We start from the raw sequence: 11,227 nt of genomic DNA, 5'->3' as shown, positions 1-11,227 counted from the left end.
GTGTGATGAAGACCATTTCGACGCGTGCCACGCTGGCCCTTTCGGCGCTTGCCTTGGCCGTGACCGGGGTCGCCTCGCCGGTTTTCGCCCAGCGCGACCCGGCCTATGAATCGGCTCGCTCGCAGGGGCGGGTTGGCGAGAAGATGGACGGCTACCTCGGCATCGTCGGGGCGGCCGACGGGGCGCTGCGCGCCATGGTCGACGACATCAATATTAAGCGCCGGGCCGTCTACGCCGAAAAGGCGCAGGCGGCCAACGCCACGTTGGAGGAATATGCCTTCACCGCCGGCTGCCTCGCCATCGCCCGCACCGCGGCCGGGGAAAAGTACCAGGGACCCGACGGTTCGTGGCAGACCCGCGGCGCCGGGGCGCCGATGCGCGATCCGCGCTGCCCCTGACGGCTGCTATCGACTGAGACACGGCGCCGCTCGCAGGTTGAAGGCCTGCGGGCGGCGCTTTGCTTTTTTGCAGTGCGGCACGCGCGGTTGACTCGGGCCCATGCCCCCCCTAATGGCGGCGCGTCGACGGCTGGGGCACCCCGGCCGCGCACTTCATTGCAACCCTGCGCGAGGCACCCGCTTCATCGTGGCAAACGATCCCGAGAACGCACCTGTCGGAGAAGACCCGGCCCTCGATTCGCTCGAGGACCGTATCGAAGCCGCGCGCAAGGCTGAGGACCACCGGCTTGGCCGCGACAAGCCGGACACCTTCGACGGCCGCAGCCGGGCGATGCAGATTGCATCGACCATGGTCGGCTATCCGCTAGGCGGGATCATCATCGGCTGGGTCCTGGACGGCGTGTTCGACACCCGTCCGTGGATCATGATCGGCCTGATGTTCCTCGCCTTCTTCGGCGCCTGCCTGCAGGTCGTCCGTTCCAACAAGGCCGGCTGACGGCCGGCGATCAGATCAGGGATACGACCAGACGTGGCCGCTGAAGCCAAAATGGACCCGATGCACCAGTTCGCCATCTCCCCCATCGGGGGCGGCGAACTCGCAGCCACGCCGTTCCAGTTCACCAACTCGGCGATGTGGATGATGTTCGTGCTGGCCGCGATCATCGTCTTCATGTGGGGCGGCATGAAGCGCCAGCTCGTGCCCGGCCGCTGGCAGGCCGCGGTCGAGGGGATCACCGGTTTCGTCGGCGATATCGCTAGGCAGGGGATCGGGCCGGAAGGCCGCAAGTACCTGCCGTGGATCTTCACCGCCTTCATGTTCATCCTGGTGTCGAACTGGCTCAGCGCGATGCCGTTCGCGGTCATCCCGGGCGTTCATCCCTTCGCCGTCACCGGCCAGTTCACGATCACGGGCCTGCTCAGCATCGTCAGCTTCGCCATCGTGCTGGGCGTCGGTTTCTGGAAGCACGGTCTTCACTTCCTCAGCCTGTTCGTGCCTAAGGGCGCGCCGCTGGCGGTGAAGCTGTTCGTCGCGCCGATCGAATTCGTCAGCTTCCTGGTCCGCCCGTTCAGCCTCGGCCTGCGCCCGTTCGTGGCCATGTTCGCCGGGCACGTGCTGCTCGAGGTGTTCGGCAACTTCGTGGTGCAGGGCCTGAACGCGGAAAGCGCGCTCGGCCCGGTCATCGCGGCGCTGTGCTTCGTGTTCCTCATCTTCGTGAACGCGCTGGAGCTGCTTGTCGGCGGTATCCAGGCCTATGTGTTCGCGCTGCTGACCGCGCTGTATATCAACGACGCGGTCAATCTTCACTGATCTTTCAATCGCTTTTGAAACGGAGTTAATAACATGGATCTCGCTTCTGCTCAGGTCATCGGTGCCGGTCTCGCGGCGATCGGTGCGGGTGCCGCGGCCGCCGGTGTCGGCACCGTGTTCGGCAGCTTCCTTCAGGGTGCCCTGCGCAACCCGTCGGCCGCTCCCGGTCAGACCACGGTTCTCTACATCGGCTTCGCCGCCGCCGAACTGCTCGGCCTGATGGCGTTCGCCGTGGCGATGATCATCCTCTACGCGCGTTGATCCGGTTTCCGGCGGGCTTGCGCTCGCCGGGTCCGCTCAATTGACCGTCAAGAGAGACCGATGCCCCAGATCTCCCAACTTGCCCTCGTGTACCAGTCGCAGTGGTTCTGGCTGCTGCTGACCCTGGCGATCATCTTTTTCGTCGTCGGCCGCGGCATCCTGCCCAAGGTCGAGGCGACCGTCGATCAGCGCGATGCGCAGATCGCGGCGGATCTTGCCGAGGCCGAGCGCCTGCGTATCGAGGCCGACGCGGCCGAGGATGCCTGGCGCGCCCGGATCAACGAGGCGCATGGCGAGGCCCAGGGAGTGACCGGGGCGGCCAAGGAAGCTGCGGCGAAGGATGCGGCCAAGCGCCTCGCCACCGCCGACAAGAAGATCGCCGAGGAAGCCGACAAGGCTTCCGCCGAGCTCGATGCCGCGCGGCAGTCCGCGCTGACCGAGATCGAGGCGATGGCTGCCGATGCCACCCGGGACATCGTGTCCAAGCTGACTGGCGCGCAGGTGGATGAACCCACCGCCCGCGCCGCCGTTGCAGAGGCCCTGGCCCGTGCTTGATATCCTTGCTCACGCCGCCGAGGCGGAACATGCCGCTCCGGGTGCTTTCGGCATCGAAGCGCTCGGCCCCGGGTTCTTCGTGGCCACCGCCATGCTCGTGGTCATCGGGATCATGCTGTGGAAGGGTGTCCCCGGCCTGGTCGCAGGGATGCTCGATCAGAAGATCGCCGGTATCCGCCAGCAGCTCGACGAAGCCAAGGCCCTGCGGGCCGAGGCCGAGCGGCTGCGCGACGAGTATGCGAAGAAGACTGCCGAAGCCGAGCAGGACATCGCCGCTCTGCGTGCCGGTGCCGAACGCCAGGCCGAGGAAATCGTCGCCAAGGCGAAGGACGACGCGACCGCGCTGATTGCCCGGCACAAGGCTCTCGCCGCCGACAAGATCGCTTCGGCCGAGCGCGCCGCCATCGAGGAAGTGCGCGCCAAGGTCGCCTCCGCGGCGGCCGTCGCGTCGCGCCAGCTTATTGCCGCGAAGCATGGCGAGGCCGACGATCGGGCTCTGGCCGACAAGATCATCGCCGGCATCTGATTTTTCGGAACATCGTGACGGGGCCGCGCGCTTTCCTCGGGTAACCGAGGAGAAACGCGTGGCCCTTTCCGCAATCGCAATCAACTGCTCGCTGGTGAAGACCAGCGCGCGCCCGAGCTCGACCGACGCCATGATCGGCGTGCTCGAGGAAGCCTTCGCCCAGCACGACGTCACCGTCAGCGAGACGATCCGGATCGCGGACTTCAACGTGCTGCCGGGCGTGAGTTCGGACGAGGGACCGGGCGACGACTGGCCGGAAATCCGCCGCAAGATCCTCGACCATGACATCCTGATCTTCGGCGGACCGATCTGGATGGGCCAGATCGGCTCGATCGCCAAACGCGTGCTCGAGCGGATGGACGCCTTCCTCTCCGAAACCGACGACCAGGGACGCATGCCGAGCTATTCCAAGGTGGCTGTCGCGGCCATCGTGGGGAACGAGGACGGGGCGCACTGGGCATCGTCGCAGCTGTTCCAGAGCCTCAACGACACCGGATGGACGATCCCGGCCGTCGCCGCCTGCTACTGGGTGGGCGAAGCGATGGGTTCGGTCGATTTCAAGGATCTCGAGCATCGGCCGCGCAAGGTAAGCCAGACGGCGGGCATGGTCGCGGCCAACGCTGCTCATCTTGCCGGGCTGCTGAAGGATGCGCCCTATCCCGGCTAGCGCGCGCGGCGCCAAGGCGTTAGCCTGCCGCGCAAAGACAGGCAGGAGAGCATGATGAAGGTTGCAGTACTCGGAGCGGGCGGCAAGGGCGGTTCGGAGATCGTCAAGGAACTGGTGTCGCGCGGGCACGAGGTCATCGCGGTAGGGCGCAATGTGGAGACACTGCCCAGCGGCGACGGTGTGGAGCAGCGGCCCGGCGATGCATCGGACGGCTCTGCCCTGCCTGGCCTGATTGCGGGTGCCGACGCGGTCATCAGCGCGCTGCAATTCAACGTCCCTGCCGCCACGCTGCTGGACGCGGTCAAGCAGGCGGGCGTGAAGCGCCTGCTGGTCATGGGCGGCGCGGCGAGCCTTAACAACAAGGAAGGCATCCGGGTCTACGATTCCGAGGGCTTCCCGGAGTTCCTCAAGCCGATCGTCAAGCCGGGGATGGATTTCCTCGACGACCTGAAGAAGGACGAAGGGACCGACTGGACGTTCTTTTCGCCCGCGATGAACATCTTCGTCGGCGACCGGCAGGGCCCGGACAGTTTCCGTCTCGGCAAGGACGACATGGTGTTCGACGACGCCGGCGAGAGCCGGATCAGCTACGCCGACTACGCCATCGCGATGGTGGACGAACTCGAGCAGGGCAACTCGATCCGCAGCCGGTTCACCGTCGGCTACAAGTAGACGTCAGGGGGGGCGGCGGCCCCTGAACGCCTGGAGGGACCGCAGCACTCAGACGACGGCTGTCGCCAAGTGCGATATCGTCAGAAATTGTCCTTGGCCGACCTGAGCCGCGCGAACGTCTCGGGGGCCGAGGTGCCGCCCCAACGGTTGCGGATGTTCTCTTCGTCGGCGCGCAGGAACGGGTTGGTCGCCAGTTCGCGGGCCAGGCCCATCGGCACGGTGGGTTCGCCGCGCGCGCGCCGGTCGTCTATTTCCCGCGCGTAGAGTTGCAGCTCGATGTTGTCGGGATCGGCGTGCAGCGCGAACCGGGCGTTGGCTGCCGTATATTCATGCGCGCAGTACAGCTTGGTCTGCGGCGGCAAGGCCTTGATGCGCGAAAGGCTGGTCCAGAACTGGTCGGGCGTCCCTTCGAACATGCGCCCACAGCCCAGCGCGAAGACCGAATCGCCGACGAAGGCGATTCCCGCTTCCGGCAGGTGATAGGCGCAGTGGCCCATGGTGTGACCGCCAACGTCGATGACGGTGGCCTCGAACGCGCCGATCGTCACCGTGTCGCCGTTGGAAACCGTCCGGTCGACCGCCGCGATCTTCGGCGCATCGACGGCCGGCGCCGCGATGGTGCAGCCGGTTGCAGCCTTTATCGCCTCATTCCCGCCGGCATGGTCGGGGTGCCAGTGGGTGTTCCAGATTTGCGTGATGCGCCAGCCCTTGGCCGCGGCCTGGCGCAGGTATTCATCCGCATCGGGCGTGTCGATGCAGACGGTCTCGCCGCTGTCGGGATCGTGCAGAAGATAGCCGTAGTTGTCGGACAGGCAGGGGAACTGGTGAATTTGCAGCATCAGGGGAGCCTAGGGCGCTGTGCCGCCATAGGAAAGGCCCGCCTGCTCTGATGAGCGGGCGGGCCTTCCTGTCTGCCTCAACGATGAAGCCGGAGCGGGTTACTCGCCCTGCTTCTTGAGTGCTTCGCCCAGGATGTCGCCCAGCGAGGCGCCCGAGTCGGACGAACCGTACTGTTCGACGGCCTGCTTCTCTTCGGCGATCTGGCGCGCCTTGATCGAGAAGTTCGGCTTTTTCGAACGGTCGAAGCCGGTAACCATCGCATCGAGCTTGCTGCCGACCTGGAAGCGGTCGGGACGCTGTTCGTCGCGATCGCGGCCGAGGTCGCTGCGCTTGATGAAGCCGGTCGCGCCGTCCTCGCCGACCTGAACCTCGAGGCCGCCATCGCGGACTTCGAGCACGGTCACGGTGACGACGTCGTTCTTCTTCAGGCCGCTGGTGCCGCCCGAGGTCGCGCCGCCGGCGGACGGGGCACCCTTCTCGAGCTGCTTCATGCCGAGGCTGATGCGCTCCTTCTCGATGTCGACGTCGAGCACGACGGCCTCGACCTCTTCACCCTTGCGGTGCAGGGCCAGCGCGTCTTCGCCCGAGATGCCCCAAGCGATATCCGACATATGGACCATGCCGTCGACGTCGCCGGGCAGGCCGATGAACAGACCGAACTCGGTGGCGTTCTTGACTTCGCCGGTGACCTTCGAGCCGACCGGATGGGCTTCGGCGAACTCTTCCCACGGATTGCGCTGGGCCTGCTTAAGACCGAGCGAGATGCGACGCTTCTCGCTGTCGACTTCGAGCACCAGGACCTCGACTTCCTGCGAGGTGCTGACGATCTTGCCCGGGTGCACGTTCTTCTTCGTCCACGACATTTCGGAAACGTGGACCAGGCCTTCGATGCCCGGCTCCAGCTCCACGAAGGCGCCGTATTCGGTGATGTTCGTGACCGTGCCGGTGGCCTTGCCGCCGATCGGGTACTTGGCGCTGACGCCGTCCCAGGGATCGCTTTCGAGCTGCTTCATGCCCAGGCTGATGCGCTGGGTGTCGGGATTGATGCGGACGATCTGCACGGTGACGGTGTCGCCGATGTTGATCACTTCGCTCGGGTGGTTGACCCGCTTGTAGCTCATGTCGGTGACGTGCAGCAGGCCGTCGATACCGCCCAGGTCGACGAACGCACCGTAATCGGTGATGTTCTTGACCACGCCGTCGATCACCTGGCCCTCGGCCAGCTTGTCGATCAGCTCGCTGCGCTGTTCGGCGCGGGTCTCTTCCAGCACCGCGCGGCGCGAGACGACGATGTTGCCGCGGCGGCGGTCCATCTTCAGGATCTGGAACGGCTGCGGCATGTCCATCAGCGGGCCGACATCGCGCACGGGGCGAATGTCGACCTGGCTGCCGGGAAGGAAGGCCACGGCGCCATCGAGGTCGACCGTGAAGCCGCCCTTGACGCGGCCGAAGATGCGCCCTTCGACGCGCTTGCCTTCGCCGAATTCGCTTTCGAGCTTGTCCCAGGCGGCTTCGCGGCGGGCGCGGTCGCGGCTGAGCATGGCTTCGCCGTCGGCGTTCTCGACCCGGTCGACGAAGACTTCGACTTCGTCACCGACCGACAAATCTGCGGGGTTTTCATCTTCGCCGCGGCCGAATTCACGCAACGACACGCGGCCTTCGCTCTTCAGGCCGACGTCGATCAGCGCCATGCCGTTCTCGATGGCGGTGACGGTGCCCTTGACGACGCGGCCTTCGAAGCCCTCTTCGCCGGCGCCGCCGAGTTGTTCGTTGAGCATCGCCTCGAAATCGGCGCGCGTGGGATTGGCAGTAGTGGCCATAAGGCAATTTCCTTCACGTTGTTCCGGCCAGGCGGTTGTATCCGCCGGTCTTTTCTCCGCCTTCCGCACCATTGCGTCGGCGGGCCAAGAGGCCGAATTGCCCGCGGGGCCGCATGCCGCCGCGAACATCCTTGGGACCATTCCCGCAAGATGCCGTCGGCCGCGCCGTGTGGCACAGCGTTGTCAGGCATCGTCGGGAGAGGTCCGTCGGACGGCCGCGCGCCTAGGTGAAATGTTACCCGAAAGCAAGGGAAACCGGCGCAGCGGGGCCGTGCACAACAGCCCGGTTTCACCCTTTCTTCAGCCGATCGGCGTAGGTCGTTGCCATGCAGCACCGGTTGTTCGGCCTTGAAGCTCTGCGCGGCATTGCTGCCTTGGTGGTCGCAATCAACCATGCCGGATTCATTGCCGGGTATCCCGATGCAATTTCGCATCTTCTGTCGCGGTCGTATCTCGCGGTCGACTTCTTCTTCCTGTTGTCGGGGTACATCCTGGCCCGGGCCTTCGAAGGGCGAATGCCGGGCGCCTCCACCTTTCTGAGGCTGAGGTTGGTCCGGCTCTGGCCGCCGATCGCCGCGGGTGTCGGATTGGGAGCCGTCCTTTTCTCGGTCGCGCCGATCGAAGGCTGGACTTACGCGATGCATCTGGTCGCGGGCCTTGCGATCCTTCCCGTCTTCGGTTTCGCGATCTTGTTCAACCATCCAGCCTGGTCGATCTTCTTCGAACTGGTCGCGAACTGGTGTCATGCGCTCGTGTTCGGCAGGCTGCCGACGGTGGCGTTGCTGGCAATCGTAATGGGGTGCGCCGTCATGTTGACTGCGACCGCCGGTCCGCACGGACTGGACGTCGGGCAAGGCGAGACGTTCGCTCTGGGTTTCGTCCGCGTCGCGATGTCCTATCTGGCCGGAATCGCTCTCTGGCGTACTCTCGGTGACAAAGCGCGCTCGCCGGCCTGGGCCGGCTGGGCAGCGGTGGCGATCTTTCCCCTGCTTATCATGGCTGCTGCGTGGTGGTTGCCGCGTGCAGCCGAGCCCGCCTTCGTGCTGCTCGGCGGGCCGGCGATTCTCGTCCTGAGTTTGGCGACGGGACCTTCGCGAATTGCCGTTTTGCTGGGGGCATTCTCGTTCCCGCTCTATGCAATGCATTATCCGCTGCAGACGATAGCCTTCGTGGCGGGACTGCACTGGACCGTCAGCCTGCTTCTATCGCTGGCCGGAGCCGCTTTGCTCGGAACACTTGTGGATCCGCGATGGCGGAAGGCCCTGAAATCTCTGGGTGAAAATCCAGCCTTGAAGGCGGGTGCCGATCGCACGGCGGTCGCCGCAGTCTAGCGGACGATGACTTCAGCCTGCCAGACCAGGGCCTCGCCATCCTTGAGCGATACTTTGGCCGAGCCCTTCTTGATGGCAACGATCCGTACCTTGCCGCCTTCGAGGATCTGCGCGGCCACGGCATTACCGTCGACTTCGACCCACGAGGCTTCCCTGCCGATCGGGACATCGAGCGTGTCGCCGCGATACATCTCGTAATGGATGGCTTCGACCGGCGCGGGGCCATACCCCTTGCCCGCGCCCGGAACTGCAAGGCACAGTGCCAGTGCACCGAACAACAGTTTCACGTCGCGCTTCCCCGGTTTCCAGCAGCCAGCCGCCCCTCGGCCAGCCGTATCGCCGCGGCGATGGCAGCCTCACGATTAAGCGCCGATGTATCGAGGATCATGGCATCGTCCGCGGCACGCAGGGGGGCGTCCTTGCGGTTCGTGTCCCTCTCATCGCGCCGCCGGAGGTCGGCCACGATTTCCTCGAGCGACGAACGGTCGCTGCGCGCTTCCATTTCCTTCCAGCGACGCTCTGCCCGCGCTTCGACGCTGGCGGTGACGAACAGCTTCAGGTCGGCCTCGGGCGCGATGACCGTGCCGATGTCGCGCCCGTCGAGGACCGCGCCGCCCGGCTGCTTGGCGAAGCTTCGCTGGCGCTCGTAAAGGGCCTCGCGCACCGAAGGATGGACCGACACCCGGCTTGCTAGGCCGCCGCTTTCCTCCGAGCGGAGAACCGGATCGAGCAGCAGGCTATCGGGAAAGGTCGTTGCTGCGAGGGCATCGCCCGAATTGTCGGGATCGCCCCCATCGAGGAACACCTGCCGGCCGACCGCGCGATAGAGCAGCCCCGTGTCGAGGTGTGGCAACCCGAAATGGGCGGCCAGCGCCCTGGCGATAGTGCCCTTGCCCGAGGCGGTCGGTCCGTCGACGGCGATGATCATGGGGGCGGCTGTAGAGCGGGAAAATCGGCTTGAGAACCGCCCATGTGCGACCTATCTGGCGCCTGCGGGCGGCCACGTCCCCCGCGCCCCGGATCGACTGACGTTGGGGCGGTCAAGACCGGGACGGCCCGGCAGCTAACCTAACACAGGAGGCTGCCATGCCCTGGATACTGCTCATTACCGCCGGCGTTTTTGAAACGGTCTGGGCCTATTACATGAAGCTGTCGGATGGTTTCGCGCGACCCGGTCCCACGGTGGCGACGTTTGCCGCGATGGCAATCAGTATCGCGCTACTCGGTCTGGCAATGAAATCCCTTCCGCTGGGCACGGCCTATATGGTTTGGACGGGGATCGGCGCGGTCGGCGCGTTCGTCGTCGGCATCGTGGTGCTGGGTGAGGCGGCAACACCCCTGCGCTTGCTGGCCGCAGGGCTGATCGTCGCGGGGATCGGGCTAATGAAGTTTTCCAGCCCGGCCTAGCGCGCGGCGCGGTCGAGCAGGTCCTCGAACGCGGGGAAGCTGGTGGCGACCGGGCGGGTGTCGTCGACCTCCACGCCCGCGCGGCTGGCGAGACCGGCGATGGCCATGCTCATGGCGATGCGATGGTCGAGGTGCGTGGCGACGGTATTGCCGCCCGGCAGTGGCTCGCCCCCGGTGCCTTCGATGACCAGGCCGTCCTCGCGCTCCAAAATCCGCGCGCCCGCGCCAATGAGCGCTGCGGCCATGGCAGACAGGCGATCGCTCTCCTTGACGCGCAACTCGTCGAGGCCGCTGGTGGTGGTCGTCCCCTCGGCCAGCGCGGCGGCGACGAAGAGGACGGGAAACTCGTCGATCATTGCCGGGGCAATGGCCGGGTCGACCTTGATACCCTTCAGGTTCGAATGTTTGACGAGCAGATCGGCTACCGGTTCGCCGCCCACTTCGCGGCGGACGAGTTCCTCGATCTGACCGCCCATCTGGCGCAGGACCTCGAACAGGCCGGCGCGGGTCGGATTCAAGCCCACGTTTTCAATCACCAGCTCGCTACCCGGAACGATCAACGCGGCGACGGCGAAGAAGGCGGCAGACGACGGGTCGCCGGGGACCTCGATGACCTGGGGTCGCAATTCCGCTTCCCCGCGGATGCAAATGAAGCGCTCGGTTCCGGTGGTCTCGACCGTCAGGTCGGCGCCGAAACCGCGCAACATGCGCTCGGTATGGTCGCGCGTCGGCACCGGCTCGATCACGGTGGTCACGCCCGCAGTGTTGAGACCGGCAAGCAGCACCGCGCTCTTCACCTGCGCGCTGGCGACCGGCAGACGATATTCGATCGGCACGGCCGGGCTGATGCCGCGTACCGTGAGGGGCAGGGTGGTGGCCGAGAACTGGGCGCCCATCAGGCCGAGCGGCTCTGTCACCCGCGCCATGGGGCGCTTCGACAGGCTGGCATCGCCAGTGAACTGCACGGTGAGCGGGTGGCTGGCGACCAGGCCCATGAGCAGCCGCGTGGACGTTCCCGAGTTGCCCATGTCGAGCGGACCGCCGGGCTGCAGCAGCGAGCCCACGCCCACGCCGTGGATCGACCAGACGTCGCCATCCTTCCCGATCGTCGCGCCCATGGCGCGAAGCGCGGTTGCGGTGGCGAGCACGTCCTCGCCTTCGAGCAGGCCGGTCACGCGGGTTTCGCCCACCGCCAGCGCGCCGAACATCAGCGCGCGGTGGCTGATCGACTTGTCGCCCGGAACGCGGATGCGGCCGCGCAGCGGACCGGCCGGCAGGAAGCGCCGGGGGCGAGGGGCGTCGAGGTGGTTCACGGCGCGGGTCTTTGACAGCGCCCCGGGCCTGTGGCAAGGCGCCCGCGCTCTTGATTCAGGGGCTACACGTTCCCATCAAGTTACACGACATCCGCCCGCCCGGTGGCGCGGCAGCATCGAGGATTTAC

15 protein-coding genes are annotated in these 11,227 nt (G+C 66.2%); 10 read left to right on the top strand and 5 right to left on the bottom strand.

The features are described 5' to 3' along the window. Nucleotides 1-5 precede the first annotated feature (5 nt). The 8 genes from ACWPMZ_RS09060 (at nucleotide 6) to ACWPMZ_RS09025 (ending at nucleotide 4,388) form a co-directional block, all read left to right on the top strand. The gene (locus ACWPMZ_RS09060; protein WP_455703681.1) at nucleotides 6-398 is read left to right on the top strand and encodes a YdbL family protein; all 393 of its coding nucleotides are present in this window, start codon (nucleotides 6-8) and stop codon (nucleotides 396-398) included. Nucleotides 399-585: 187 nt separating this feature from the next. Further along, entirely contained in the window at nucleotides 586-894 is a 309-nt protein-coding gene (locus tag ACWPMZ_RS09055) for an AtpZ/AtpI family protein (protein ID WP_455703680.1), read from the top strand. Between the two features lie 33 nt (nucleotides 895-927). After that, nucleotides 928-1,707, top strand: coding sequence for a F0F1 ATP synthase subunit A (locus ACWPMZ_RS09050; RefSeq protein ID WP_455703679.1), 780 nt, complete (start codon nucleotides 928-930; stop codon nucleotides 1,705-1,707). A 33-nt stretch (nucleotides 1,708-1,740) separates the two neighbouring features. Then, on the top strand, nucleotides 1,741-1,968 hold the full coding sequence (locus tag ACWPMZ_RS09045) for a F0F1 ATP synthase subunit C (RefSeq protein WP_455703678.1): 228 nt from the start codon (nucleotides 1,741-1,743) through the stop codon (nucleotides 1,966-1,968). A gap of 60 nt (nucleotides 1,969-2,028) precedes the next feature. Further along, nucleotides 2,029-2,523, top strand: a complete 495-nt coding sequence (locus ACWPMZ_RS09040; RefSeq protein WP_455703677.1) for a F0F1 ATP synthase subunit B family protein — start codon at nucleotides 2,029-2,031, stop codon at nucleotides 2,521-2,523. After that, entirely contained in the window at nucleotides 2,516-3,049 is a 534-nt protein-coding gene (locus ACWPMZ_RS09035) for a F0F1 ATP synthase subunit B family protein (protein ID WP_455703676.1), read from the top strand. Before ACWPMZ_RS09040 ends, ACWPMZ_RS09035 begins: the two co-directional genes overlap by 8 nt. A 58-nt stretch (nucleotides 3,050-3,107) precedes the next feature. Beyond that, a complete protein-coding gene (locus ACWPMZ_RS09030) occupies nucleotides 3,108-3,716 on the top strand; it encodes a flavodoxin family protein (protein ID WP_455703675.1) in 609 nt (202 codons plus the stop codon). A 51-nt stretch (nucleotides 3,717-3,767) separates the two neighbouring features. Beyond that, nucleotides 3,768-4,388: an NAD(P)-dependent oxidoreductase gene (locus ACWPMZ_RS09025; protein WP_455703674.1), complete on the top strand. Its 621-nt coding sequence runs from the start codon at nucleotides 3,768-3,770 to the stop codon at nucleotides 4,386-4,388. 80 nt (nucleotides 4,389-4,468) lie between these two features. Here ACWPMZ_RS09025 and gloB read toward each other — a convergent pair whose 3' ends face one another. After that, on the bottom strand, nucleotides 4,469-5,227 hold the full coding sequence (gene gloB / locus ACWPMZ_RS09020; RefSeq protein WP_455703673.1) for a hydroxyacylglutathione hydrolase: 759 nt from the start codon (nucleotides 5,225-5,227) through the stop codon (nucleotides 4,469-4,471). A gap of 99 nt (nucleotides 5,228-5,326) precedes the next feature. Continuing rightward, a complete protein-coding gene (gene rpsA, locus ACWPMZ_RS09015) occupies nucleotides 5,327-7,048 on the bottom strand; it encodes a 30S ribosomal protein S1 (RefSeq protein WP_455703672.1) in 1,722 nt (573 codons plus the stop codon). A 326-nt stretch (nucleotides 7,049-7,374) separates the two neighbouring features. Here rpsA and ACWPMZ_RS09010 point away from each other — a divergent pair, with 326 nt between their 5' ends. After that, nucleotides 7,375-8,379 (top strand): acyltransferase family protein, encoded by a 1,005-nt coding sequence (locus ACWPMZ_RS09010; RefSeq protein ID WP_455703671.1) that lies wholly within the window; start codon nucleotides 7,375-7,377, stop codon nucleotides 8,377-8,379. Here ACWPMZ_RS09010 and ACWPMZ_RS09005 read toward each other — a convergent pair. Beyond that, nucleotides 8,376-8,666, bottom strand: a complete 291-nt coding sequence (locus ACWPMZ_RS09005) for a hypothetical protein (RefSeq protein ID WP_455703670.1) — start codon at nucleotides 8,664-8,666, stop codon at nucleotides 8,376-8,378. The two genes, ACWPMZ_RS09010 and ACWPMZ_RS09005, sit on opposite strands and share 4 nt — an antisense overlap. Then, nucleotides 8,663-9,307, bottom strand: coding sequence for a (d)CMP kinase (locus ACWPMZ_RS09000; RefSeq protein WP_455703669.1), 645 nt, complete (start codon nucleotides 9,305-9,307; stop codon nucleotides 8,663-8,665). Before ACWPMZ_RS09000 ends, ACWPMZ_RS09005 begins: the two co-directional genes overlap by 4 nt. A 158-nt stretch (nucleotides 9,308-9,465) precedes the next feature. Here ACWPMZ_RS09000 and ACWPMZ_RS08995 point away from each other — a divergent pair, with 158 nt between their 5' ends. Next, a complete protein-coding gene (locus ACWPMZ_RS08995) occupies nucleotides 9,466-9,786 on the top strand; it encodes a DMT family transporter (protein WP_455703668.1) in 321 nt (106 codons plus the stop codon). On the opposite strand, the gene aroA is transcribed toward ACWPMZ_RS08995, so the two are convergent. Then, nucleotides 9,783-11,099 (bottom strand): 3-phosphoshikimate 1-carboxyvinyltransferase, encoded by a 1,317-nt coding sequence (gene aroA / locus ACWPMZ_RS08990; protein WP_455703667.1) that lies wholly within the window; start codon nucleotides 11,097-11,099, stop codon nucleotides 9,783-9,785. The two genes, ACWPMZ_RS08995 and aroA, sit on opposite strands and share 4 nt — an antisense overlap. Between the last annotated feature and the right edge of the window lie 128 nt (nucleotides 11,100-11,227).

This window comes from Tsuneonella sp. HG222 (assembly GCF_053819185.1).
This window is presented reverse-complemented; position numbering and strand designations above follow the sequence as displayed.